The following is a 25,954-nucleotide window of genomic DNA, read 5'->3' as shown; positions in this document are numbered from 1 at the left end:
TGCACGGGCTTTGCTCCTATAGCCTCACCCTTGTAGGGTGTAGGCGTGCTAATGCACTAACTCGATCGCCCGCTTAGTTAAAGCCTCCGCAGTCAATCCATTAAACGCCATTAACTCACCAGCACTTGCCGTTGTCTCCCCACGCCTCCACGCAAAGGTATCACGCTTACAAGTACTCCGCAACATCACTGGTTCCAGCATCCCTGCTGCACCACCAGTTACACCAATTAATGCATCGCCATCAAACAATTCAGCGAATTTTTCATCATCTATAAAACCATCATCAGGTTCAGCACAGGCATCCCAAGCTGTATCATCAGGGCGATATAAACGCCGAGGATTAATAACAGAAACTATCTTCACCCCAATACCTTCTGTTTCCAAAAAAGCAGCGGCTTCAAATACAGGCATTAATGTCATGTCGCCAATTACGGCAAACACAACTTTTTTATCGCCGGGAACTTCTTGCAACACTACTGCACCATCGCGCAAACCTTGACGAGTCATATTAAAATTTGTACGAATTGGCAGTGGTGATTTACTTGCAGTAATGACAATTCCTTTATTCTTTGTTGTCAGCGCCCAGTCGTAACAGATTTGAATACTGTTCGCATCGGGTGGGAACAATGGAAACACATTGCCATTGCGCATCATAGCAGCAAAATAAGCTTCAATTTCCGGACGTTGGTGTGTCCAGCCATTACGTCCTTGTTCTAGCGCACCTGCGGTGAATAAAGTAATTGTAGAAGGAGTAGAACGCCGCAATTCTGCCATTGCTTGCGTGACTGTTTGCCAGATTGGTAAACCGTTAATAGCAAAAGATTCGTAAGAACACCACAAACTTCTCGCACCCATTAACGATAAACCAACCGCTAACCCCGCACAAGCATCTTCACTCAGGGGTTCGTAAACTTGTCCACCTGGTTCTTGATTGTATAACTCGTCGCTGGTAGGGTGGATAATTTTGAGTGCTTGGTTAATGTTGGCAATCCCCGATGCTTCGTTACCGTCGGCGTTAGTGACGAGGAAGTTTCTGTCTATTTGTCCAACTTTTGCCACCAAACGTCCCATTGCGGTGGTAGCAACTTTTGGCTCGCCACCAACGTGATATTCTTCTAAGGGTAATTCGCCTAATTCTGGTAAAGGTAATTCAAATTCTGTGACAACTGTCTTCGCTGCCGAGCCGCCCCCTGCACGTTCACAGTTTGTTCTTACCAGTTGCCAAGCTTCATGGGGCAAAGCGCGTTCTTTTAGCGCATTTACAATGTGGGGTGCATCAAGGGTATCTTTGGGATAAAGGTTGTGAGATTTTGCTCCTCTAGCGTGAACGCCTGCACCCTTGAGTTGTTTGATGATGAATACGGTTAGTTTACCACTCAAAGCCGATCGCGCTGCTTCATCTACACCCATTAATACTGCTTTGGTAAAAGCTAGCCGTTGCTCAAAGGTAAATGCAGTACCATCAACGTAATTGCCTGGTTGGTTTTTGTCGTCAAAGTCTTTAGCATCTACTAGCACGACTTCTTCAAAACCATTGCCGTGCCAGTATGCCATCATTTCTTCATTGGTTTTGATGGAAACCATGCTGTGGTGTTCTTGGCTGTAACCGTTCCACACCAGCACTGGCAAAAAGTTAGTAACACCAGGATAGGCGGTGTGGAAGTGTGCCATTGAACTCATGATGTAGGGTTCACCCAATCCACCGTCACCAAGGGTAAAAGGAAATAGCTTGTCTTTGTGCAACAGTGCAGCTGCCATAGCAAAGTGCTGTCCTTGTCCCAAAGGCCCTGCTGGTGCGAGAATACCGGGAATATAACCGGAGAGGTGTCCTAACAGCCCATGCTTCTCCCGAAAGCGATCGCGCAATTGTTGGACTGTGTATATGCCCATCTCCTCTAAAGAACGATCCAAGAACATGGCACTGTAAAAGCCAGGTGCGTGGTGTCCCACCTCGGTGATGATATTTTTATAACCAAGCATTACTAGTGCTGCATAGGCTTCTGCTTGGCTGGCAAAACCGCCAGGGTGTCCAGAAGCTTTACTGCCAGTAATTTGCAGTGTCAAATAACGTAAGGCATCCGCAGCCAGCAAAGTTTGATACACTGCCCCTGGATCTTTTGGATCGGCGATCGCTACCTTACCTGATTCGATCGCAGGAGTTGCACCATAAATCTCAAATTCCGGTAACGCTTCACCAAAATATTGAATTCCTTCCCAAAAGTTGGGAAGCGCTGAAGTTGCCTTTGGGGAAATTGCTGTCATGCTGAATACCTTACCTATGAGGAGACACTAGAAAAGCTCATCCAATTTAAGGAAAATTTTACAACTTTCAGGTTGTAACAATTAATTGCTATTTCACAAGGTAAGGATAATTAGCTTAAATAGCAACTTCATTAAATTTAATAATTTAAATTGCTTATCAATGCCAAAACATTAAGATATTTATCAAAATTCGGGCTGATACTAAATTGGCACGCGGGAGTCTTGTTTCAAAATTTTGGACTAGCCTATTAATCAATGTTTTTAATCCAACACTTGTACTGAGCTTGTCGAAGTATCCACGCATTGGTATGACTAGCTCAGTCCTCATCAAAAATTTACGCTGTGTCAAGCTCTAGTAATCGTAGTTTGTAACAGCCTGTTTAAGAATTCAAAACAAGAGTACTGAGAAGTCAACCATCAAACCAATTACTAAATGAGTTAATTGATCTAGGAGTACGAGTATCTTCTACAATCATGAGACTGACTTTATCAAACTCTGCCTAGAAGATATAAATACCTCTTTAGTACTACTGCCCTTGTCAAGCATACTTGACGATGAGTAGACAATTTCTATCATCTCCACTACGCTCGTAAACAACTTGATCGGCCAAGCGACGAAGAAGAAACCATCCATATCCTCCTACTTGCAGAGTTCCTGGCTCAGGTTCAGCGATCGCATCGGGATTAAAAGGTTTTCCATGATCCCAGATTCTGATTTCGAGTCTGTCAATCCACAAAGAAACATCTATTTCAATGGTAGTGTCTGATGGTAAAGATTGATGTGCATGACGAACAGCGTTGGTAAAACCTTCTGCTAATGCTAAATTGAGACGATATAGTTGATTTTCTGACCACCCACGCTTAGACAAATGTTGTAAGCAAAATTGCTCAAACCATTGTTGTACCTGGTTTAGAAGCTTAAGTTCGCTTTTCACCGTCAGATGGTCTTGCTGCATGATGCTAAGCATTGACCTTGACTTGAATTGATGAAAAATATTTTCCGGTATTTTCTACGATCTACAGTCTTTATACTTTGAAATGGCATTTTAATCCAAAATTTCAAATTATTGATGACAGTTCAACCTGGATTATTAAAATAGACGCCTGTAGGTTTTTCTCAAAAGTACTTTTGCACTTGCTGAGAAACTCACAGGCGTCAAAGTCATATTATGATGACTTATCTAGAAAAGACCCAATGTGAGGGACTTATCTAATGGGAAGGTAGCGCCAATACCCAGCCAGATTGTGACTAGAGTACCAAACAAAAAGATTGCTGTCGCTACTGGACGGCGGAAGGGGTTTTGAAACTTATTGACGTTTTCGATGAAGGGAACAAGAATCAGCCCCAGGGGTACAGACGCCATTAATAACACCCCTAAAAGTTTGTTAGGAACTGAGCGCAAAATTTGAAATACAGGATATAAATACCACTCTGGTAAAATTTCCAAGGGCGTGGCGAAAGGATTTGCTGGTTCTCCGACCATAGCCGGATCTAGCACTGATAGAGCCACAATACAAGCAAAGCTTCCCATAATTACAACAGGGAATACATACAGCAAGTCATTAGGCCAAGCTGGTTCGCCATAGTAGTTATGACCCATGCCTTTTGCCAGTTTAGCTCTTAATTTAGGATCGCTGAGGTCTGGTTTTTTTAGTGTTGCCATTTCTAAATGTGCTCTCCTGCTTATGTCTAATTAAAGCATCTGTGAAAGCCATCAGCTATCAGGCATTAGCTTTCAGCTTAAGATACAATAGTTCGTTTTTTTGTCTTTTATGTGTCAATAACGATTGTTATTTTTCCTTCAGTTTAAAACAAACTACCGAATCTTGGAACTGAAAACCTCTGCCTGTTGCCAAAAGCTTTTTGATTACAATGGGCCAGAAATACCTTGTTTGCGGATCATCAAGAAGTGCAGCAGCATGAAGACGGCAATCAACCAAGGTAGCACAAAGGTATGAGCGCTGTAATAACGAGTTAATGTCGCTTGTCCAACGCTGGAACCGCCGCGCAATAGGTCAGAAATTAAAACACCGACTACAGGGATAGCTTCTGGTACACCGCTCACGATTTTTACAGCCCAGTAGCCAACTTGATCCCAAGGCAAAGAGTAGCCAGTCACGCCAAAAGAAACGGTGATCACAGCTAGGATGACACCACTAACCCAAGTCAATTCACGAGGCTTTTTGAAACCGCCAGTGAGGTAAACCCGGAATACGTGCAAAATCATCATTAACACCATCATGCTGGCAGACCAGCGATGAATGGAGCGAATCAGCCAACCGAAGTTCACGTCATTCATGATGTACTGTACAGAGGCATAAGCTTCTGTAACGGTTGGCTTGTAGTAAAATGTCATCGCAAATCCAGTCGCAAACTGGATTAAAAAGCAAGTCAGAGTAATTCCACCCAAGCAGTAGAAGATGTTGACGTGGGGAGGGACGTACTTGCTGGTTACATCGTCAGCGAGCGCTTGAATCTCTAAGCGCTCCTCAAACCAGTCGTAAACGTTGGCCATACAATCTCAATTTCCTAGAAATCGATTCGCGGTTAATAAATCTCCCAATTTAACTAGAGATTTGGGGATTGGTGATTGGGGTTCAGATATTGGGGATTGGCGATCAGGTATTGGGGATTGGGTATTAAGATTTCTTTATTCCTAATCCCTAGTCCCCAGTCCCTAGTCCCTAGCCCTTAGTCCCCAGTCCCTATTCCCCAGTCCCTAAAGTTTTGGGATTTTAGTAAAGCTGGGATATCAGAGTGATAATAGTTTTAATAAACTTAACACTCTGCAAAAATGATATATTATTGCATTCTTCTTGCACCCGAACACAAAAATGTTGGACACAATGAAGATTCTAGCGTTTTCTGAGTGGGATGCGCTGAAATCACTGGTTTGATCCACTTGATTTCAAAATGAACCACTTCTATAAAAAAAGTAACATAGTCGAGAGACAGATTTCATATAAATCAAGGCGACTGCATCGAGATAGGTAATTTGGGTTAAAAGTGGAAGTAAAAATGGGGTTAATGCACAAACGGGTTTTTCGGATTAGCTTGTCAGTTGTTTTGGCGTTTTGGCTTGGATTTTGCAGCTTTTGTCAACCAGCAACAGCTTTGACTGAAGAACAAAAGCTGGTAACAGAAGTGTGGCGAATTGTAAATCGCACTTATTTAGATGACACGTTTAACCATCAAAACTGGGCGGCGGTACGACAAAAAGTTCTTTCTGCGGCTCTTACAGATCAAAAAGCAGCATACGCAGCAATCGGAAAGATGCTCAAGAGCCTCAACGATCCTTTTACCCGTTTTTTAGATCCGGAGCAGTACCGCAGTTTGCAGGTAAATACTTCTGGGGAACTGACAGGAGTGGGATTGCAAATTGCTTTAAATCAACAAACAGGAAAGCTGGAAGTCGTGACTCCCATTAGCGGTTCTCCAGCAGAAAAAGCAGGAATTCGCCCACGTGATCGCATTGTCAAAATTGAGGGTGTTTCGACAGAAAATCTGACTCTAGACGAAGCTGCAACCAAAATGCGTGGCCCTATTGGTAGTTTAGTCACACTGCTGATAGAACGAGACGGAGAAGGAGAAAAAGAATTTAGAGTACCGCGCGATCGCATTAGTCTTAATCCTGTAGTAGCCGAGTTACGCAACACTACCCAAGGAGTACCTCTTGGCTATATTCGTCTCACTCAATTTAATGCCAACGCTCCAATGGAATTAGCACACGCCATCAATAATTTAGAAAAAAAAGGTGCGGCTGCCTACATTTTAGATTTGCGAAATAATCCCGGCGGGCTATTACAAGCAGGAATTGAAGTTGCTCGCCTGTGGTTAAACTCTGGCACTATAGTTTACACAGTTAATCGCCAAGGTATTCAAGGCAGTTTTGAATCATTTGGTCCAGCATTGACAGATGATCCGCTAGTTGTGTTAGTAAATCAAGGAACTGCTAGTGCTAGTGAGATTCTTGCAGGCGCACTGCAAGATAACGGTCGTGCTACCCTAGTTGGAGAAACTACCTTTGGTAAAGGTTTGATTCAATCGCTGTTTGAATTGTCCGATGGTTCTGGTTTAGCAGTAACAATTGCTAAGTACGAAACTCCTAATCACAAAGATATTAATAAGTTGGGTATTAAGCCAGACCAAATTGTCGCTTCTGAACCGATTACCTATGAGCAAATTGGTACAGAATTAGACCATCAATATCAAACTGCTTTGGAAATGCTTGCGAAAAACTCAGTCGTAGCAGCAAAAGCAGCGTGATTAGCAGCTAGGGGCTAGGAGCTAGGGGCTAGAGACTAGAATATTTAATTGTGAATAAATCTAAATTCCTCTAATTTCTAATCTCCAATTCCTAGTCCCTAATCCCTAATCCCTAGTCCCTAGTCCCTTAGATGATTGCTTGCACTTGCAGCAAAGCTTCTAAATCTAGATTCGCTAAACGCTCATAAGCATTATCTATTACACGTTTACCACGAAGATAACCAGTGTTTGCACCAGGACAAATATATAGAAGTGTATCAGGTGAAAAGCTTTCTAATAAAGCTTTAATACTCTTAATTTGCCGAGTCCAGTGAAAAGTTTTTGCTGTTCGCAATGGTACTGGTTCACCTTGTTGGTTAGGAACTAAATGACGCCCTGAAAATAGTACGCCCCCAAATTCTTTGTAGTGAAGACAAGATGAGCCAGGAGAATGTCCAGGAGTCCAAATGATTTGGGTGGCTGAATTCAAAGTAAATTCTTGATGAAAGGTAGTTAAGGCTAATTCCGGCAACAAATAAGCCTCTTGTTCTTGAATCAGAATATTGCAGTTAAAGTTTTTCTGAAATTCAGCTGCCTTACCAATAGCACTCCTATGAGTGATAAATAGCCAGCTTACACCACCGTGCGATCGCATGAAATCCTGATTTGTTTGGTCAAATGCCGGACAATCAACCAGGATATTGCCTTCATTTCTTACAATAAAATAAGCGGTTCCCCCTAACGTGTCCCGATTTGGTGGAAATGCGAAAATAGTATCTAGCGCGAAGTCCGATCCGAGGAAACCTCCGCTTGGAACTTCGTAACTGAGGACTTCTCGTGGTGGTTTAACAATCTGACTTGACTCTTGAGGCAAGGGACACATGAGAACTACTACCAATTGGGGATTTACGGGTGTTCCGGTTTCAGTATAAGACTTCTGGCGCTCAGATGGGGGAATGGTGTTTGGCTCGTGGCAAGAGTTATGGTGCTTTTGACTACAAGCGAGACTCACGTTTGAAATTAAATTAAAACAACATGGCTGTTTGGTTTCTTCTTTTATTGGGACTAATTACCTATCTAATGGTGCAACGCAGTGTCGCTCAAATCACTCGGACGCCAGTTTGGCTCTTGTGGTTGATATTAATGACACCAGCACTACTATGGACTGGATGGACAGTGATGTACGGTACGAATCAACCTCTGCCGCGATCGCTAATGATTTGGCCGTTAATTATTTGCCCTTTGTTATACTGGGTGTTGTTTCAATGGGGGCGGCAACTGCCAAATAACAAACAGACTGAACCCCAAACGCCGAAATCAGAATCGGCCGTAAATACTACCCCAAAACCGTTACCTGTGCGTCCCCTTGAACAAAACGAAGAAACCCAGCTACGTAATTGTTTTCCTTGGTCTATATACTACGTTCAAAATATTGAGTATAGACCTCAAGCTGTTATCTGTCGGGGTCAGTTAAGAACTAAGCCAACACAAGCTTATCAACAAATTAAAGAGAATATTGAAGCAAGTTTTGGCGATCGCTTTTTAGTGATTTTTCAAGAAGGTTTAAATGGTAAACCCTTCTTTGTGCTTGTTCCAAACACACAAGCTGCCAAAACTAACGCAAGTTCAACTGAACAGCTAACACGTCCAGGACTAGCGCTACTACTATTAGCAATAACTTTAGTAACTACTACCTTAGTGGGAGCGAGAATAGCTGGTGTTATACCTACAGCAGCCCTCCAATCCGACCCAGCCATGTTTTTGCAGGGATTGCCGTACGCCCTAGCTTTAATATTTATATTGGGCATTCATGAGCTTGGTCACTATCTCACAGCCAGATACTATAAGATTCGCTCCACCTTACCCTATTTCATTCCCATCCCATTTTTCTTAGGAACCTTTGGCGCATTTATTCAGATGCGCAGCCCTGTACCCAACCGCAAGGCTTTATTTGATGTCAGTATCGCTGGGCCTGTCGCAGGTTTTGTAGCTACACTACCATTATTAATATGGGGATTAGCTAATTCTGAAGTGGTTCCTTTACCGAGCGAAAGAACAGGATTTTTGAATCCAGATGCTCTTAATCCCAGATACTCTATTTTGTTAGCGCTGTTCTCGAAATTAGCGTTGGGAAACCAGTTAACACCACAATCAGCTATAGATCTACACCCAGTTGCAGTCGCTGCTTGTTTAGGACTGATTGTAACTGCTTTAAATTTGATGCCCGTAGGACAATTAGATGGGGGACATATCATCCATGCAATGTTTGGGCAACGAAGTGCAGTCGTAATCGGTCAAATTTCCCGTTTGCTGCTATTGCTGCTTTCTTTGATACAGCCCGGATTTTTCTTGTGGGCAATTGTCTTGTTATTTATACCTTTGATGGACGAACCAGCGCTCAATGACGTTACTGAATTAGATAACAAACGCGATATCGGGGGACTACTGGCAATGGCTTTGTTAGTTCTGATTGTCCTACCAGTACCGCAGGCGATCGCTAATTTGTTGCAGATTTAATTTCAGCTAGACTGGAAATCGTAAAGGTGATGCTATTGAAGGCAAAGTAAGATACAAATGTCGCAACTAATCCGCGCCCACGTATTCATTTCGGGAAGAGTGCAAGGCGTAGGCTATCGCTTTGCCACTGTTGATACAGCTAGCCAGCTAGGATTGAGTGGTTGGGTACGAAATCTCCCTGATGGCAGGGTAGAAGCAGTGTTTGAAGGAGTACAAGAAGTTGTTGAGGAGATGATTCGCTGGTGTCATCAAGGCCCACCCGCAGCTATAGTCAAGGATGTAGTGGTCGAGTATGCACAACCAGAGGGATTGCGTAGATTTGATGTTAGACGTTAATTTTTGTTGATTCGTAAATTCAGTGCCGCTTTGAAAGTTATGCGATCGCCCTCTATAAAGCAAAGCATTTTAAATACTTCACTTGTATTGCTTAACTTTTACTTTGCCAATCAAATTGCCTTAGATTATGTATATCGTTGACAAAGCCTTAATAGTAAGTAGTAAATAGGGACAATAATTAATTAGTTAATATTTCCGGTATCAGGTCAGCAATTGTGCATTTAGTCAGAAATATTCCCCCTGTAGCTTGTATATAACTATGTTCCTTCATCAGTGAGGACAGTACGAAATCTCACGCTACGCTCTATTGATCAGGCAATCAGGGGGATTGAAAGTGATCAAGATTTTATTAGATGCTGATCTCATATTAGAGATTTTGATAAATCGCAACACTTTTGAAGAAGATGTGAGCAAATTAATGGATATAGTACATCCATCAATTCGGATGTACATAACAGAAATTGGCTGGCAAAAAATATATACTTATACTAAATGCTTACAGAATCATAAAATTGCAGAGATAGTCATTAATTGGTTACAAGATAAAATCAGAATTTTTACTGTTGAGCAAACAATCCTTCAGCAAGCACGTTCCTCACCCCTCAAGGATTTTGAATCTGCTGTAGAATTAGTTTGTGCTAATTATGAAAAACTAGATGCAATTGTCACTCACAATCTAAATAATTTTGCTGAAGCTCCAAATAAATATTTGATTTGGTCGCTAGGAGAATTTTGGGTACGTGCAAATTTAGAAATTCAGCTAAAAATAACCAGTTCTAATTAATGTTTCAGACTTTTTGAGGTATTGTTTGTTGTCAGCAGTTCTAGCCCAATTGTTACTGATTCAACTTGCTTTCATTCATTCAGTTGATTTACCCAAACGAGCTATTCTCAATATAGTATTCTTCTATTCCTTCTAGCTGATGAATGATATTCAATTAAAAAGCAAACTTTTATATTAGCAGGAAAAAACTAAGGTATTTACGCCTAATAAAATATTAAAATCAAAGTTATTGTCAGTAGTATTTTGAGTTTATCTTGCTAGTATACACTCACTTCTAAAACGTAGTTTAAAATACCATTTCCACTAGTTTGCTGAACAATATTAGTGCCAGGACCACTAAATTCAATATTGATACCAGATGACTTAGGAATATAACGTCCTGAAATTTCCACTTTATGTTCTCCAACTGATAGCAATGGTGATAAATTAATTTCCACTTTATTATTGTTCAGTCGCTTTACCACCTTACCATTGAGAATAATTGCACCATTTAATTGAGTACCTGAAGTGTTAATCCTCAAAATATTAGGTTTATTAAGATTAGCTGCACTCAGATTCAATGAGCTTTGTTGGTATCCAGAAGAATAGCTAGATTGTTCACTAAAGCTACTAAAGCCTTTCATATCATTATCGCTATCTACATTAATAGAAGAACTTTGATTACTGATGAAATTCTGAGCTAGTGCGGTAGAAACAGTTGCAATCAAACCTAAACAGCAGGCAACAAATAATACTTTTTTCATAGTTAGATTGAGATAGTAGCAGGTATAGAAATTGTTCACCTGCTGAATACTTGTAGCAAAGTTATTTTTTTATGACCCTTAAAAACTCCTCAAACAAATTGGAATTTTATAAAGGTATTTATTTCATTTAAATACAATTGCTCGTAAATAATAGGATTTAAACACAAATCAAAATATTAATTAATCCGAAGCTCCTTAATTAGAAAACTTCGGAAGATTGATATTTTGGATATGCACCCTGTTGGGCAACATTATCGTTGCGGAGCACCAACTTTTTTAAGAAATTCTGGATCTTGACCGGGGTTGTACACTTGTACTGGAACGTGGACTTGCACACCAACATCTCCCTTACCTGGAGTTGTGCTGGTAGCACCTTCACCAACAACTGCATTACTGTTTCGATTTTGTATAGCAGAGTTAGGGCCAATATTAATTTGAGTAGATCTGTTGGTAACATTGGTACCAGGTTTGCAGTCTTCTCCAAACTCTTGATTTACATTATTAGTTTGCTTACCTGGATTTCTATTACCGCTAACATCCACTTGCACAGCCACATCGATCGCAGAACAACCCAATGCTAGGGCAGAAGGAGTGAAGGAGGGAACAAACAAAGGTGATACAGCAGTCAGTGAGAATAAACTAAGGGAGATAAATTTGAAATTCATAATTGCATCCTTTTGAACTAGTAACATGAAGTTGTGGTTGTAGAACTATAAGTGCGACTGGTTGCACTACCGGAGTTTTTAACGCTTTGCTGAGTCAAAGTTCTGCCGCTACAATAACCCCGTGTGGTTTGAGGAATTTTCACAGTTGGGACACGGTAAACACGATTTTTTTGAATCCATACTCCAGAACTAGGCCAACGAAAGGGAGAGATACTTGTTGTGGAACTGGGAGCTTTTTTAATTGTAATATCGTTGTTTCCGTCAATTCTTACTCTGGTATTGCCGTTTCGGATATCAATGTCGCCTGCTGTGGCTATTCCGGCAGGTAATGCCATCAGCGCAGAAAGTAACAGTATCGAAATTGAGCGTTTAGCAGGCATGGTTCAATACCTCACATACAAGAAAAACCGATTTTTTTGCTTGATCAGGAATCGGCGAACCTTGGTTACAACTCTTTTACTAACTTTCTGCAAACTGGTACTAGGATTGGTATTGCTTGCATTAGGCAATGCCTATATAGTTTGAAAAAGAATTGAATTTTGGATTAGGGATGCGCCCATTAGCATCATCCCGATTTCAAATACTTAACTTTTAGTAGGTGCAATTAGCAATATCAACGGTCTGCTGGCGACTCCTTAACTCTGCATTGTTAACAACAGTGCTATCAAAAGCAGCTTGACCGAATTGACCGACTCTTTGCACAGAAGCTTGTCCACCAGGATTGCTGTAGCAATAACGTCCATCCTTAAGCTTGATCAGTTGTTGGTTGTTCTTCAATTCAGCATTGTTAATGACTTGGCTACCACCAAAAGCTGCACCTTCTTGCTGAACTTCTTGGACGTTTAGCTGTTGTGCCATTGCTGCACCAGGAGCAATCATCATACCAGCAGCCAACAGACCGAATGCTAAAGACTTTTTCAACATATATTTAGACCTCTTTGAATTTAGTTGTGTGTACTGTGTGTTGTGTGTTGTTGTTTTTGGAATTAGCGTTATTTGTAACACTGAATTTTGGATTAGGGATGCGCTCATCAGCATCATCCCGATTTCAAATACTTAACTTTTAGCGGTAGGTGCAGCTAGCGATATCAACAGTTTGTTGACGAGATGCTAACTCTGCATTGTTAACAACAGTGCTATCAAAAGCAGCTTGACCGAATTGACCGACTCTTTGCACAGAAGCTTGTCCACCAGGATTGCTGCCATTGCTGCACCAGGAGCAATCATCATACCAGCAGCCAACAGACCGAATGCTAAAGACTTTTTCAACATATATTTAGACCTCTTTGAATTAGTTGTGTGTACTGTGTGTTGTGTGTTGTTACTCAGAGGGTGGAACCTTTAACTCCTTCAACAGGTATTTATTTTTCGACCTTGGGGAGTTTTGTTTAGGTGTCTCTCTGTTGTTCGTTAATGAGAGCTACAAAGTCAAATCTAATCATTCCGGATTGAACTGAAAATTTTTTGGAAGATGATTTTTTGTACTTTATCTACTCTCGGATTGACCCTCTTACTTCCTTGTGTGTGAAAATAATGAGGAGAAATACACACAATAGTTTTAACCAAATAAATTAGGTGTCGTCAAGAGCTTGGTTAAAATCTTTGGGCGCTAGATTTTTTTGATGTTAGGATCTACGACTAGAAAGTGAAGCAAAAGTGCTGTAAATGTGAAAAAGGTAAGACCAAGGATAGCTTTTCTACGTGAGAAGGCAGGGTTAACCCAGTTGGAGTTGTCGCGTCTTGTAGGCGTGACGGAAAGCACTATCCAGAATTGGGAGAGTGGTAGAACGGGAACAGAACAAATAGAACGAATTATTAAGTTTTGCAAAGCTTTGAATTGCCAAGTAGAAGATTTGATTGATTCTGTGGACGAATCACCACAAGAGGCAGCCGCAAAGCCAGGTTCTCTACAAGATATACATAATCTTTTAGGGACTGATGAGCCTTCATCTACTATTAATACCGATAATACCGACTCAGAAGATTCTCAAAAGCGGCAAGTTAGTCATTAGTCAAAAGACAAAAGTCAGAAGGCAGTAGACGCGGTAGATGCGGAGCAGCTACTTACCCGACGGGAAGCCGGGCAAAGCCCGTCTACAGAAGTCGCTAGCTAACGCAACGCCTGACGGCGAACGCGCAAGAGCGTAGGTACGGCGTATCCGTTGGTAGGTAGGAGGAAGATGCTAAATTTTTAATTCTCCCTTTACCTTTACTACTTCCGCTCTCTGCTTTACTTGCTGCCAAAGAGTATCTATGGTTACAAATTGATAGCCTTGTTGCAGGAGTAGGGGAATGAGAACTTGTGCGATTTCGGCTACATCTTCTCCACCACAAACTCCATCATGTAACACAATAATAGAGCCGTTGTTTATATTCTTAAGTACACGCTGTACAACAGCTGCAACTCCCGGTCTTACCCAATCTTCTGGTACAACGCTCCACATCACAGCTCGATAATCCCACTGACGTAGAAAATTCAGTGTTTTGGGTGTAAATAAACCGTTGGGGGGACGGACATCACGTACTTGTTGAGGTTCGAGGTTACAGGCTTGATAGATAGCAACTTGGGTTTTCTCTAGGCTTTGCTTTAAGTCGTTGGGAGTGAGCATGGGAAAATTGCGATGATCGTAACCGTGCAATCCGATCCAGTGTCCACGATCGCATATCTCTTTTGCTATTTCTGGCGAACGGTTGACACAAGCACCCAACCAAAAGAAATTTGCTGTAATGTTGTAACGATCTAAAACTTTTAATAGTTGCGGCGTGTATTGGGGATGAGGGCCATCATCAAACGATAAGGCGATAAATTTGGAATTGCGATCGCCTTCCCACAGACAATCAGGAAAGCGGGGTTTGAGGATTGGGTGCAAAACCGGAAATAGAGGATAAAACTGCATCTTAACTTTATTGCTGCATTCATCTTACTTGTAACAAATTCTGTAACAATGGCGCAGTTTTTGTCTTTACCCACCTAAATTAGAACATATCTAAGGGTAAACCCCGATTTATTCGGTTAATGCTGTTCCAAGATACACGAGACTATCAAATACTTTTTCTCTCTCTATTCCTAGTTTTGGGGATAGGTACAAGAGATTGGACGTTACATCCGGAATTTATAGGAGTAACAATTGCCACCTGTTTGTCAACACAATGGATATTCTCAGTGATAAATAAGTGGAGAGAAGCCCTGCAACAAGAGGAGAGTGGGAGAGATGGGGAAGATAGGGAAGAATTTACTCTTATCACTTCCTCAACTCCTTGTCTTTGCGTCCCCGCGTTCCCGCGTCCCCGCGTCCTCCCCCTCCCTATGTCCTCTTTCCGTAGTCCTTTGATTACTTCTTTAGGACTTAGCCTACTGTTGCGGGCTGATCATTGGACAACAATGGCTTTTGCTGCGGTAGTAGCGATCGCCAGCAAATTTGTCTTCAAAATCGACGATAAACATTTTTTCAATCCTGCCAATTTTGGCATTATTTCTGCCTTGGTACTAACTTCCGATGCCTGGGTTTCCCCTGGACAGTGGGGTGAGGAATGGTGGTATGGGCTGTTATTTGTCGGAACTGGGGGCATGGTTCTCAAGCGGATTGGACGCTGGGACACTACAGCAGCTTTTTTGGGTGTATACGCTGGTTTGGAGGCGAGCCGCAACCTTTGGTTAGGTTGGACTTGGGATGTTTACTGGCATCGCTTGATGAGCGGCTCTTTACTAGTGTTTGCATTGTTCATGGTGACAGATCCGCGCTCAATTCCTAATTCAAGAATCGGACGTGTGATTTGGGCAGTAGCGATCGCCACATTGACTTTTATTTTGCGGAATTACTTCTTTCTTTCCACCGCAGTTTTCTGGGCATTATTCATCCTTGCTCCATTTACCATCCTGCTGGATGTGATTTGGCAAGCACCGCGTTTTGGATGGGAAGTTGGGGAAGGTGGGGAAGTGGGGGAGAGGGAGACAAAGGAAGTAATAAACCATCAACTCATAACTACTAACCACTGTACGGGCGGGTTTTAACAACAATCTCTCTAGGATGAAGAAATATCTAAATAAACCCGCCCCTACCAATAACAAATGACTATCATCTTATGAAACCTTTAAAATTCCTAATTTCATTACTGCTGATATTTGTAGTTGTTTTTTGCTTTGCACCTACAGCTTGGGCATTTTGCGGTTTTTATGTTGCCAAAGCTGATACAAAACTATACAACAAAGCTTCGCAGGTAGTAATTGCACGTAGTGGGGATAGCACTGTCCTAACGATGGCAAATGATTACCAAGGTGATGTTAAAGATTTTGCGGTTGTCGTACCTGTACCCACTGTGCTGCAAAAAGAGCAAGTTCGTGTTGCCAACCCCAATATCATTGAGCGTTTAGATACTTTTAGCGCACCACGGTTGGTAGAATATTTCGACTCCGATCCTTGCGCCACACCCTACCCATCTACGCTAAATCAATCTGCTGCTGCACCATCAGCAGCAACAGAAGAAGCAAGGGCGAGAAAAGCCAGTAGTGATTTGGGCGTAACTGTCGAAGCACGTTTCAATGTGGGTGAATATGACATTGTAATTTTGAGTGCAAAAGAATCTGGCGGGCTGGAAACTTGGCTTGTTCGTAATGGTTACAAAATTCCCAGAGGAGCAAAACAATTACTGAAGCCTTATATCCGGCAAAATATGAAATTCTTCGTTGCTAAAGTCAACCTAGATAAATTCGAGGAGACTGGCTATCAGAACTTGCGTCCACTGCAAATTTCTTACAAGTCTTCTAGATTCATGCTACCGATTCGTTTGGGCATGATAAATTCCACATCGGAACAAGATTTGATTGTCTACATTCTCTCACCGCAAGGACAAACAGAGCTAACTAACTACCGCACAGTAAAAATTCCTTCTGATACCAATATTCCTCTATTTGTCAAAAGTGAATTTGGCGGATTTTATAAATCTATGTTTAAAGCAGCATACATCAGAGAAGACCGGAAAGTGGCTTTTCTAGAATATGCGTGGGATATGGGTAGTTGCGATCCGTGTTCTGCCGAACCTCTCAACCGCGAAGAACTCAAACAAGCAGGTGTATTTTGGCTAGATAGTCCTCCTGATATTTACCAATCAGCGCCTTTTCGCGGTTCAATAATTCCGTCTAGTAATGTCTTCATCACTCGTTTGCACGTTCGCTATACGCGTGATAAATTCCCCGAAGACTTAATGTTTCAAGCAACTTCTAACCGCGAAAATTTCCAATGGCGTTATATTTTGCAACATCCTTTTACAGGTGAAGTCAAATGTCAGGCAGGCAGAGAATATAAACGCTCTTTAGCCAAACGTTTTGAACAAGAAGCGCAGACTCTTGCTAAATTAACTAACTGGAAAATTCAGGATATTCGTAGAAGAATGAAGTTAGAGGGGCAGGTAAGTACTTCCTCAATTAATTCTTGGTGGCAAATGGTGCTTTCTTGGCTAGGGCTGTAGTTAGCTAAGGAAAGTAGCCGTCGCCTCAAAGGATACTACCATATAATCAACTGAGAACAGTAAAGGTAGATATCTAATGGGGTGACGGTACTTTTTAACAAGTAAGCGAGGATGCGATCGCTCTTTTAGAAGATACGAGATATGAATGCGATCACCTCACAATATTAACTAACTCGAAGCACTGGTATAAAACCGCAAGGCAAATCGCCAAAACCGAGTAGAAGCAAAAAATAATATTAATGCCAAAACTGCTGCACTGCTTATCCAAGTAATTTCACTTCTACCCAACATTGCTTCTGCTGGTATTGTTGTTAAAAAAGCTACAGGAATTATAAAAGTAAAGAAAAATCTGTATGCAGCAGGATAAGCCACCATGGGATACCTTCCAGCTTCCAGTAATCCCCGCAGCACTTCAGTAACGTTGTATATTTTGACAAACCAGATGCTAGTCGCCCCTAGCATGAACCAAAGACTGTAAAGAATTATCAAGCCAAAAAATAAGGGAATAACACTGAGTAAATAGTCATTCATTTCTAAACCGAGGCGTTTACCTGCATAGCCGATGAGTATGCTGCCAAAGACTAGATCTGGCATTCCCCATGGAGAGAGGGTATGGGTGGAAAGCCAAAATTGACTGGGTATAGGTTTTAATAGGACAAAATCGAGAGTACCTTCTTGAACATGGCGAACGATGCGATTTAGATTAGGGGCGAGAAAAGTTGCAGAAAAACCTTGCAACAATGTAAAAATTCCTAGAACAAGCAAAGCTGCTTCCCATGTCCAGCCAGCAAAGGTATAACCTTGACCATAAAACAAGAATAATCCGAACAAACTACCTGCTAGATTACCTAAGCTACTGAGAGCTGCTAAAAGAAAGTTGATTCGATACTCCATCTCAGCTGCTATGGCAGTACTCCAAAATAATCGAATTACTCTTAAATATTTTTGCATAATGGCTCAAAAGGCACGATCTGCTACACAGCGACTGCAATTCTAGACTACCGCAGTTGATTTGATCCAAACTTTTGTACCAATTGTTGCTGGCATTGTTACTATACACGATCAGACGTTTTAGTAGTTTATGTAGTTTCTAGGAATTGTATGGCTAGACTTTCAAGCGAATTGCAACGCTTTTTTTTTGAAGAAGAACCACCATCTCAAGTGAATTTGGCAGACTTTCTGCTGTTGGCAAAGGAACGAATTTTTGGATTTTTATTTGTGATTCTGTCTTTGCCTTCAGCTTTACCTGTACCTGCACCCGGTTACTCAGTTCCTTTTGGTATTCTGATTTTTTTACTAGCCATACAGCTAATTGTGGGTTCTAAAACCCCTTGGCTACCACAAAGGATGTTAAATCATCCCATCAAACTAGAAACCGTTCAAAAGGTTTTGAAAGGCGGTATTCCTTGGTTGCGAAGAATAGAAGCGATCGCTCGTCCTCGTCTGGCATACATTTGCACTACTTTGCCAGGTAGAGTGACCTTAGGTAGTGCGATTTCTTTGATGGCAATTTCGATGATGATTCCGATTCCGGGTACAAACACTTTACCTGCTATGGGTATTTTTGTGACAGGCTTTGGCTTAATGGAGGATGATGGTGCAATTAGCTTAGGGGGTTTAGTTCTTTGTGTGATGGGAGGTATTCTGACTACTTCGATTCTAATTGCGTTGATGTGGGGTGGTTCTAGCTTGCTTGATATCATCAAAACTTGGCTAGGTCGTTAAAAACAGAAGGTAAAATATTACAAAATTTAAAACCCCTCTCATTGTTGAGTGGGGTTATGTAAACTTTTTTTACTAAAAATTTCATTCACAAGTTTTAAAACAGACTCATGATGGTAATAATACTAGCGCTAGTTACCATCACTAAAGCTCCAAGAAAGATAGATTGACCTAGTTGGTTTGGAGTTTTGAATTCGTTCATTTTTAGATTCTTTTTATTTTTAGGGTTCTATTTAAGATATCAAAACCAGTATATTTATCAATAAAAAACCAGCAAAACTTAAAATAGCGTTACTTAACTTAGTAAAAGCAAGGGTAATTACTTAAAAACAATAGCTAATAGCTAATGACTAATGGTTACTAATTAATTAACAATTAGCTATAAGTAACTAGCAAGTAGTAACTTACGAATATGATTAAGCTCCTCCACCTTTCTGATATTCACATGGGAAGCGGCTTCTCCCACGGACGTATCAATCCGGAAACAGGAACGAATACACGATTAGAGGATTTTGTCAATACTCTGTCTCGATGTATGGATCGAGCGCTGTCGGAACCTGTTGATTTGGTGATCTTTGGCGGGGATGCCTTTCCCGATGCCACACCACCGCCTTACGTTCAGGAAGCTTTTGCCAGCCAGTTTCGTCGCCTTGTAGACGCTCAAATTCCCACTGTGTTACTGGTGGGTAACCACGATCAGCATTCACAAGGGCAAGGAGGGGCAAGTTTATGTATTTACCGGACTTTGGGCGTACCGGGAGTTGTAGTAGGTGATAAGTTAACTACTCATTGTGTCCAAACCCGTAATGGTGCAGTACAAGTAATTACTCTGCCTTGGCTGACTCGTTCTGCATTAATGACTCGCCGAGAAACCGAAGGTTTATCTCTGGCGGAAGTTCATCAACTATTAATTGAACGCCTGCAAGTTGTGTTGGAAGCAGAAATTCGTCGTCTTGATCCCAAGTTACCAACTATTCTGTTGGGTCACTTGATGGTAGATAATGCTAGTTTAGGAGCCGAGCGTTTTTTGGCAGTAGGTAAAGGCTTTACAATTCCCTTGTCAACTTTGGCACGACCTTGTTTTGACTACGTAGCTTTAGGACACATCCACCGCCATCAAAACTTGAATAAATCAAATAATCCCCCGATGGTGTATCCAGGTAGTATTGAGCGGGTGGATTTTAGCGAAGAGAAGGAAGACAAAGGCTATGTAATGGTTGAGTTAGAACGGGGTAATGTTAAGTGGGAATTTTGTCCTTTGCCAGTGCGAAGTTTTTGCACAATCGAGGTGGATGTATCAAAAGCAGAAGATCCGCAAGCTGCAATTGCCAAAGCGATCGCCAAGCATAATATTGAAGAAGCAGTTGTCAGGTTGATTTACAAACTTCGTTCTGAACAGCTAGATTTAATAGATAATGCTGCACTGCATAAAGCGTTGAGTTTAGCTCACAACTATACAATTCAACCAGAATTAGTGAGCCAGTTAGCTAGACCGCGCGTTCCTGAATTAAGTGCCAGTAACAGCATAGATCCAATTGAAGCTTTGAAAACATATTTAAATAATCGCGAAGATTTAAAAGAGATTGCAGCATCAATGTTAGATGCAGCTCACAAATTATTAGCTGCAAACGAGGAAGATTGGCTAGAAAGCAATTCTGGTGAAGAAAGCTCTATTTTGGAAAATCAATTACCAGTTGGTGCTACAAATTCTCAGTTAAGGCTGCTTTAGGCTGCGACAATTGTTTAACCTTGAAAATAGGGATTGGGAGTTGACGCCACTACAAAACTTGATCGATGGGAATAGCCGGATAGGGTGACGGACATATTTCAAACTTAAAGGCGATCGCAACCTGAGAGCAAGATTGAGCAAAGGACTGGGTTTGCTGGTTTTCACAACTCAATCTAGTCTACGAGGTGACTTGATTTGTTATGTCCTAAGCGTTCAAAGTTAGTCTCATTTTCTATTAATTCAATAAATTGCGAAATCTCTTTAGTCGAGCGTAGGTGATAAACACTTTTGCTGCTTTGAGCCTGCTTGATATATTCACGATATTTTGGAGTCAAATATTTATGACATAACCAAAGCACGCGGTAGCTAGTAAGGGAACTCCTCAATATTGGACTGTTTTGAGGCCAACCTTCTGGTGGTTTAAAATAGCCTGTGATGAATCGTTTAGTTACCCACCATCCATGCACATATAGCGGCAGATCAACAAAAACCAGAGTATCTGCCTTGTTTAGTCTTTGCCAGAGGGTTTCCCATGCAACCAAACCCATCAATAACCCATCGCTCAGTCACTAAAATTTGTTGATGGGCGCGCTTATAGTCTTCGTGTGGAACCTCAGCACCGCCTGATTGAAACTGAATCTTGTCCAAGACGTAAAGTGGCAAACCAGTGATTTGGGATAATCTCTTGCTGAGAGTTGATTTACCACCTCCAGCATTGCCAAACACTGCTACTTTTTTCATTGCCACTCTCCTTTTAGTGCAATCAACTCTGCTGAATGGAAACAACACAAATTAAGCAGGACATTCCCAAAAAAATTTGCACAAGATTAATCAGTATAATTGTTAAAGCGCATAATATTGAAATTACTAATCTTAAATTCAGGCGCGATCGCGTCTGGGGATACACGGGGTTCGTGGGGCGATCAGATTACTCCAGATGATGAACCTTACAGATACCCTGGAACAATTCATAATGCTTATGGTATTGCATTAGTATTACCTGAGTACAAAATATTTACTACATACCAGGGTAGATATGGCCCTAGAGAAGCACCAGATTTAAGGACTACCACTGTTAAGCGTCAAAGTGATGCCATCTAGTCAGTTTGAGCGGAGGAGCACTAATTTCTTAACTATTTCTTACTCAATACATATTGAAGACTTGAAAATTCAATTACTCAACTAAATTACCCATCTAAACTACTGTCAGATGGGTAATAAAAATCATTTATTAATATCACTAGTATTTATCTGAACATATTACCAATACGTTCTCCTGAAACGCTTAATTTTGCTTCTGTTAAAGCAGCTTGAGTATCTAAAGGTAATTTATAAGTTTCGTATACTTGCTGTTTAGGAGGTGGTATAAAAACACCATTTATACAATGTCCTACAACTTCAGCATAACTTCCAATTTCGTTTTATTGTATATATTGAGTCACTACATCTCTAGTCCCGATTGAAAGATTACCAATAACACCCTTTAACTGGAATGCGCTAACAATAGATCCATCTGAAGCAGTAGTAAAGAACAATGGTTTAGCTGTTAAATTTTTGTCTATTTTATAAGTTTTACTATTTTGAATAAATGGACGTAGAGGAGTTCTAGAAGATTTGTCAAAAATATTGTATTCTGATACATAACTACTTAAGTTTCCCTCATGAATTTGACAGAATAAAGGTTGAGATTGTGCCTGTGCTGGTACTGCACTGAAAGCAAAAGATATGGCTGAAATCGCACAAAATAAAAATAACTTGATACGTTTCATTTAAATGATTGTCCGATGTAGTGTTTTCTTTAGCGTTACATTCACTATTTAATGTGAACTCGGTAGTATTGTTGATATTTGTTTTAAGTGATTGTAAAGAACTGTATTAGTTAATATATTGATGAAATAAATCAAAATTTAAAAACCTCATAATTGGGGTTAAAAAGTGTTTTAGACGTTTTGATGTTTTAGTAGATTGCTTTGCTATCTAATGAGCTAAACAATTGATAGCATTACGAGCGCGGGCATTAAGCGAACTGTTGCCAATCTGACGCTGGAGAGTTTGAAACTGTTCTACTGCTTTGGGAAAATCAGCTAACGCGATACTTGCTCGAACGAGTATTACCCATGCTAGTGCAATTTCACTTGGATAATTAATGTTCTGGGTTGTCTGCCTGGCTTCTTCAGCCCGAAAAATTGCTTAAAGTTTACTGGTAGCTGTTCAACACAACTGTGGAATTAAGAAGAATTATGATTTTTAGTGTTTGGTTAGCTGGGAAACGCAAAGCTAATCTTTCAAGTAATTGTTTCTAGTTACAGATGTTAGACTGGGCGATCACATCTGAGATGATCAAGTAATTTAATGGATATAGTATCTACTCAAATCATTGAATGTAGTGTTAGGCTAAAGTATCAAAATCTACATTCCTCACTCACTAAGTATAAGTCTCTATTCCATGTCTAAGTTCGTCTCCGCTACCTTAATTGCGACAGCTCTGCTTATGTTATCGGCTAGGTATTCCAGCCCCACATTGGCTGGTACTTGTGCTTCTAAATGCGGCCCCCGTTCTATTCAATTTAAGCCTGGGCAAAATATCATACTAGAAGTAATAAATAATACTTACAGTTCAATAAAACTACAGAAACCATATACTACCAGTCCAATTACTCTACAACCCGGACAGAAATTACAGTTAGAGCAGGGAGATGGTACAGAACCCAATATCTCTCTTCTGTTTTGGAATGAGGCTGGATTGCCGCTTAAAGCGACTGTCTCCAAGGCGAACTTTGCGACTTTGCGAGTGGAATTTCGTCCAACTTGGTATGCTCCAGGCGATCGCGCAATTTATATCCTCGATGATGGTAGGGTGAATATGTTGTGAACAAAGGTATGAAGGATGAAGTATAAAGAATGAAAATATAGAAATTAGTACAAGCCCAAGCTGCTTTATTATTAAAAATTTCACACTTCATAATTTACACTTCATCCTTTCTCTGACTGTGCTACACCAAACTTCAATTGCACCAGTGAAAACCCGTCGGCGCTTGCCCAACCAGCGTTGGCAGATTTACCCACAAAAAATAGAATTAGCACAAAATTTGATTGAGGTAACAAATTTATCGCCTCTTGTTAATCAATTATTAATTAATCGGGGCATTGATACGCCTGTTGCCGCACAAGCTTTTTTAGATCCAGAATCTGTAAACTTGCCTTCACCATTGGAGGAATTTCCAGATTTGGCAGTTAGCTTGGAACTGTTGCAAGATAGCGTTATCCGTAAAGAAAAAATCGCCATTTGCGGAGACTATGATGCAGATGGTATGACTAGTACTGCTTTATTGTTACGTTGTTTGCGTTGGTTGGGTGCTGAGGTAGATTACGCTATTCCCAGTCGGATGCATGAAGGTTATGGCATTAATAAACGCATCATCGAAGAATTTAAGAGTGAAGGTGTAGGGCTAGTTCTCACTGTCGATAATGGTATTTCTGCTGTTGAACCAATCGCTAGAGCCAGAGAACTCGGTTTAAAGGTAATTGTCACCGATCACCACGACATTCCCCAAACTTTACCTCCAGCCAACGCTATCCTCAATCCCAAATTACTACCAGAATCTTCACTTTATCGTGGTGTTGCAGGTGTTGGTGTTGCCTACATTTTAGCGGTGTCTCTGGCACAACAGTTAGGTAAAACCAATAGTGGCATTATCAAGCCACTACTGGAACTATTTACATTAGGAACCATTGCCGACTTAGCTCCTTTAACAGGGGTAAATCGCCGTTGGGTAAAACGCGGTTTGCAGCAATTACCCCAATCAAAATTGCCGGGAGTGCAGGCGTTAATTCAAATGTCTGGAGTGCAGGCGCGGCAAGGAGAAGGGGAGAGGAGGAGAGGGGGAGAGGGGGAGAGAGGAAGAAATTCCCAGTCCCCTGTACCCAATCCCCTGTACCCAGTCCCCAATTCAAAAACTTTGAAGCCGGAGGATATTGGCTTTCGCTTGGGACCACGCATTAATGCTATTGGTAGAATTGGCGATCCTCAAATTGTGATTGAACTACTAACTACGGATGATATGGGGATAGCGCTGGAAAGAGCTATGCGGTGCGAAGCAATTAATTTGCATCGTCAACAGATGTGCGAGCAAATTGAACAAGAAGCGATCGCATTAGTTGAAACAGAATATGTGGCATCTCTACATCAAAATCGTGTTTTGGTGGTAGTTCAACCCAACTGGCACCACGGCGTAATTGGTATTGTTGCTTCCCGGTTGGTAGAACGCTACGGTGTCCCCGTGTTTATTGGCACCTACGAAGATGACAATCATATTCGCGGTTCGGCGCGAGGCATACCAGAGTTTCATGTATTTGCAGCTTTGGAATATTGCCAAGACTTACTCGGTAAATTTGGCGGGCATAAAGCGGCTGGCGGATTTTCTTTACCAGCAGAAAATTTAGCAGCACTGCGATCACGTTTAGGAGAATTCGCCAACCAATGTCTGGAACTTCAGCATCTCAAACCACTACTCAAAATTGACGTTCAAGCCAACCTCAATCAAATTGATCAACAACTCTATCAACAACTGCACGCTCTAGAACCCTGCGGAATTGACAACCCAGATCCAGTTTTTTGGACTCCTAATGTCCAAGTTATCGAACAGCAAACCGTTGGTAAAGGACATCTCAAACTGACAGTTGCTCAAACTATCAATAATCTGCAATTTCAAATTAAAGCGATCGCTTGGCGATGGCGTGACTATTTTCCTCTGCCAAAAAGAGTAGATATTGCTTATAAATTGCGAGAAAACAACTTTAATGGCAATACAACTATTGAATTAGAATTACTTGGCGTTAGACTACCAGAGCGATCGCAGCTATTGTTTGCCTCTACTGCTACTCCCATCAAAACTAGTTTTGAACATAACCAGCGTCAATATACCTGTGGCATTTATCAAAATGGTTCTTTACCAGAATTAAGAATTAAAAATCCTGAAGGCAAAGTCTTAGCTGTTTCGCAAGGACATAATATTGGTTTATTGGGAACTAATCGTGAGAACGCACAAGAGATTGATGTTACTCAACCCCAGTATGACAGCATTATTCAGGCTGCTCTTGAGGCTTTAGGTAAGTTGGCAGAAAAGTTACGCGATTAGAAACTGGTATTTGAGTTTATTGAGAAAGAGGATATTAGCTCATCCAGTGCAGCGAGGTTATTATGCGGCGATCGCCTTGCTCACTAGCACTTAAGGTTTTCAATCGGGCGATCGCTTCCTAGACAGTTTTCCCTTACTCTTTGGGCAGAAGTTAGTATTTATATGTGAGCGATCGTGTATTGGGGTGATCGTAAACTGTAGCCTAGTTTTGGTAAACTTTCAGTAACGTTCCCGTTCACCCTTCGCAGACAACATCGAACAATCATAGACAACTTTTCCGCGTCGGGTACATTGGGGTTATTATGCCGCCTGCTGCACTGAGACAATTGAGCTAAACCATAAAATA

27 protein-coding genes are annotated in these 25,954 nt (G+C 41.2%); 12 read left to right on the top strand and 15 right to left on the bottom strand.

The genetic code is table 11. From position 1 onward, the window contains the following. Nucleotides 1-48: 48 nt before the first annotated feature. The 4 genes from QUB80_RS04195 to petB all read right to left on the bottom strand — a co-directional run bounded on the left by QUB80_RS04195 (nt 49) and on the right by petB (nt 4,778). Nucleotides 49-2,262: a phosphoketolase family protein gene (locus QUB80_RS04195; RefSeq protein WP_289788245.1), complete on the bottom strand. Its 2,214-nt coding sequence runs from the start codon at nt 2,260-2,262 to the stop codon at nt 49-51. A 539-nt stretch (nt 2,263-2,801) separates the two neighbouring features. Continuing rightward, nucleotides 2,802-3,230 (bottom strand): ATP-binding protein, encoded by a 429-nt coding sequence (locus tag QUB80_RS04190; protein WP_289788244.1) that lies wholly within the window; start codon nt 3,228-3,230, stop codon nt 2,802-2,804. 213 nt (nt 3,231-3,443) lie between these two features. Further along, on the bottom strand, nt 3,444-3,926 hold the full coding sequence (gene petD / locus QUB80_RS04185; protein WP_016876625.1) for a cytochrome b6-f complex subunit IV: 483 nt from the start codon (nt 3,924-3,926) through the stop codon (nt 3,444-3,446). Between the two features lie 204 nt (nt 3,927-4,130). Then, nucleotides 4,131-4,778, bottom strand: a complete 648-nt coding sequence (gene petB, locus QUB80_RS04180) for a cytochrome b6 (protein ID WP_016876626.1) — start codon at nt 4,776-4,778, stop codon at nt 4,131-4,133. Nucleotides 4,779-5,281: 503 nt separating this feature from the next. Between petB and ctpA the strand changes: the two genes are divergently transcribed. After that, the gene (gene ctpA / locus QUB80_RS04175) at nt 5,282-6,529 is read left to right on the top strand and encodes a carboxyl-terminal processing protease CtpA (protein ID WP_289788627.1); all 1,248 of its coding nucleotides are present in this window, start codon (nt 5,282-5,284) and stop codon (nt 6,527-6,529) included. A gap of 127 nt (nt 6,530-6,656) precedes the next feature. Here ctpA and QUB80_RS04170 read toward each other — a convergent pair whose 3' ends face one another. Next, nucleotides 6,657-7,391: an MBL fold metallo-hydrolase gene (locus QUB80_RS04170; protein ID WP_289788626.1), complete on the bottom strand. Its 735-nt coding sequence runs from the start codon at nt 7,389-7,391 to the stop codon at nt 6,657-6,659. Between the two features lie 152 nt (nt 7,392-7,543). On the opposite strand from QUB80_RS04170, the gene QUB80_RS04165 reads away from it, so the two are divergent. The 3 genes from QUB80_RS04165 to QUB80_RS04155 all read left to right on the top strand — a co-directional run bounded on the left by QUB80_RS04165 (nt 7,544) and on the right by QUB80_RS04155 (nt 10,145). Further along, nucleotides 7,544-9,025, top strand: a complete 1,482-nt coding sequence (locus QUB80_RS04165; protein ID WP_289788243.1) for a site-2 protease family protein — start codon at nt 7,544-7,546, stop codon at nt 9,023-9,025. Between the two features lie 57 nt (nt 9,026-9,082). Then, nucleotides 9,083-9,361 carry an acylphosphatase gene (locus QUB80_RS04160; RefSeq protein WP_289788242.1) on the top strand — a complete coding sequence of 93 codons (279 nt, stop codon included), beginning with the start codon at nt 9,083-9,085 and terminating at the stop codon, nt 9,359-9,361. A 334-nt stretch (nt 9,362-9,695) separates the two neighbouring features. Continuing rightward, nucleotides 9,696-10,145, top strand: a complete 450-nt coding sequence (locus QUB80_RS04155; protein ID WP_289788241.1) for a PIN domain-containing protein — start codon at nt 9,696-9,698, stop codon at nt 10,143-10,145. A gap of 257 nt (nt 10,146-10,402) precedes the next feature. On the opposite strand, the gene QUB80_RS04150 is transcribed toward QUB80_RS04155, so the two are convergent. The 5 genes from QUB80_RS04150 to QUB80_RS04130 all read right to left on the bottom strand — a co-directional run bounded on the left by QUB80_RS04150 (nt 10,403) and on the right by QUB80_RS04130 (nt 12,825). Next, complete coding sequence (locus tag QUB80_RS04150) at nt 10,403-10,888, bottom strand: hypothetical protein (RefSeq protein WP_289788240.1); 486 nt, start codon at nt 10,886-10,888, stop codon at nt 10,403-10,405. A gap of 251 nt (nt 10,889-11,139) precedes the next feature. After that, nucleotides 11,140-11,553 carry a hypothetical protein gene (locus tag QUB80_RS04145; protein ID WP_289788239.1) on the bottom strand — a complete coding sequence of 138 codons (414 nt, stop codon included), beginning with the start codon at nt 11,551-11,553 and terminating at the stop codon, nt 11,140-11,142. Between the two features lie 17 nt (nt 11,554-11,570). Then, nucleotides 11,571-11,933 (bottom strand): hypothetical protein, encoded by a 363-nt coding sequence (locus QUB80_RS04140; protein ID WP_289788238.1) that lies wholly within the window; start codon nt 11,931-11,933, stop codon nt 11,571-11,573. A gap of 211 nt (nt 11,934-12,144) precedes the next feature. Then, entirely contained in the window at nt 12,145-12,477 is a 333-nt protein-coding gene (locus tag QUB80_RS04135; protein ID WP_289788237.1) for a hypothetical protein, read from the bottom strand. Nucleotides 12,478-12,663: 186 nt separating this feature from the next. Next, nucleotides 12,664-12,825 (bottom strand): hypothetical protein, encoded by a 162-nt coding sequence (locus tag QUB80_RS04130; protein ID WP_289788236.1) that lies wholly within the window; start codon nt 12,823-12,825, stop codon nt 12,664-12,666. 395 nt (nt 12,826-13,220) lie between these two features. Between QUB80_RS04130 and QUB80_RS04125 the strand changes: the two genes are divergently transcribed. Then, entirely contained in the window at nt 13,221-13,565 is a 345-nt protein-coding gene (locus QUB80_RS04125) for a helix-turn-helix transcriptional regulator (RefSeq protein WP_289788235.1), read from the top strand. Between the two features lie 171 nt (nt 13,566-13,736). Here QUB80_RS04125 and QUB80_RS04120 read toward each other — a convergent pair whose 3' ends face one another. Beyond that, nucleotides 13,737-14,450 carry a polysaccharide deacetylase family protein gene (locus tag QUB80_RS04120; protein WP_289788234.1) on the bottom strand — a complete coding sequence of 238 codons (714 nt, stop codon included), beginning with the start codon at nt 14,448-14,450 and terminating at the stop codon, nt 13,737-13,739. A 119-nt stretch (nt 14,451-14,569) separates the two neighbouring features. Between QUB80_RS04120 and QUB80_RS04115 the strand changes: the two genes are divergently transcribed. Together QUB80_RS04115 and QUB80_RS04110 are read left to right on the top strand one after the other, a co-directional pair. Further along, nucleotides 14,570-15,565 (top strand): RnfABCDGE type electron transport complex subunit D, encoded by a 996-nt coding sequence (locus QUB80_RS04115; protein ID WP_289788233.1) that lies wholly within the window; start codon nt 14,570-14,572, stop codon nt 15,563-15,565. Between the two features lie 71 nt (nt 15,566-15,636). Beyond that, complete coding sequence (locus QUB80_RS04110; protein ID WP_289788232.1) at nt 15,637-17,019, top strand: DUF2330 domain-containing protein; 1,383 nt, start codon at nt 15,637-15,639, stop codon at nt 17,017-17,019. A 168-nt stretch (nt 17,020-17,187) separates the two neighbouring features. On the opposite strand, the gene QUB80_RS04105 is transcribed toward QUB80_RS04110, so the two are convergent. Continuing rightward, nucleotides 17,188-17,970, bottom strand: a complete 783-nt coding sequence (locus QUB80_RS04105) for an ABC transporter permease (protein ID WP_289788231.1) — start codon at nt 17,968-17,970, stop codon at nt 17,188-17,190. Nucleotides 17,971-18,120: 150 nt separating this feature from the next. Between QUB80_RS04105 and QUB80_RS04100 the strand changes: the two genes are divergently transcribed. Further along, nucleotides 18,121-18,744, top strand: a complete 624-nt coding sequence (locus QUB80_RS04100) for an exopolysaccharide biosynthesis protein (protein ID WP_289788230.1) — start codon at nt 18,121-18,123, stop codon at nt 18,742-18,744. Between the two features lie 409 nt (nt 18,745-19,153). Next, complete coding sequence (gene sbcD, locus QUB80_RS04095; RefSeq protein ID WP_289788229.1) at nt 19,154-20,470, top strand: exonuclease subunit SbcD; 1,317 nt, start codon at nt 19,154-19,156, stop codon at nt 20,468-20,470. 49 nt (nt 20,471-20,519) lie between these two features. Here the strand turns inward: sbcD and QUB80_RS04090 are convergent, their stop codons facing one another. Further along, nucleotides 20,520-20,642 carry a hypothetical protein gene (locus QUB80_RS04090; RefSeq protein ID WP_289788228.1) on the bottom strand — a complete coding sequence of 41 codons (123 nt, stop codon included), beginning with the start codon at nt 20,640-20,642 and terminating at the stop codon, nt 20,520-20,522. 308 nt (nt 20,643-20,950) lie between these two features. Beyond that, nucleotides 20,951-21,211, bottom strand: coding sequence for a P-loop NTPase family protein (locus QUB80_RS04085; RefSeq protein WP_289788227.1), 261 nt, complete (start codon nt 21,209-21,211; stop codon nt 20,951-20,953). 117 nt (nt 21,212-21,328) lie between these two features. On the opposite strand from QUB80_RS04085, the gene QUB80_RS04080 reads away from it, so the two are divergent. Beyond that, nucleotides 21,329-21,571, top strand: coding sequence for a hypothetical protein (locus tag QUB80_RS04080; protein ID WP_289788226.1), 243 nt, complete (start codon nt 21,329-21,331; stop codon nt 21,569-21,571). A gap of 320 nt (nt 21,572-21,891) precedes the next feature. Here the strand turns inward: QUB80_RS04080 and QUB80_RS04075 are convergent, their stop codons facing one another. Beyond that, nucleotides 21,892-22,239, bottom strand: a complete 348-nt coding sequence (locus tag QUB80_RS04075) for a hypothetical protein (RefSeq protein WP_289788225.1) — start codon at nt 22,237-22,239, stop codon at nt 21,892-21,894. A gap of 677 nt (nt 22,240-22,916) precedes the next feature. On the opposite strand from QUB80_RS04075, the gene QUB80_RS04070 reads away from it, so the two are divergent. Next, a complete protein-coding gene (locus QUB80_RS04070) occupies nt 22,917-23,342 on the top strand; it encodes a hypothetical protein (protein WP_289788224.1) in 426 nt (141 codons plus the stop codon). 118 nt (nt 23,343-23,460) lie between these two features. Further along, nucleotides 23,461-25,608, top strand: coding sequence for a single-stranded-DNA-specific exonuclease RecJ (locus QUB80_RS04065; protein WP_289788223.1), 2,148 nt, complete (start codon nt 23,461-23,463; stop codon nt 25,606-25,608). Nucleotides 25,609-25,954: the final 346 nt, after the last annotated feature.

Source organism: Chlorogloeopsis sp. ULAP01, from assembly GCF_030381805.1.
GTDB lineage: Bacteria > Cyanobacteriota > Cyanobacteriia > Cyanobacteriales > Nostocaceae > Chlorogloeopsis.
The sequence above is the reverse complement of the archived record's forward strand: the minus strand, read 5'-3'. Positions and strand labels throughout refer to the sequence as shown.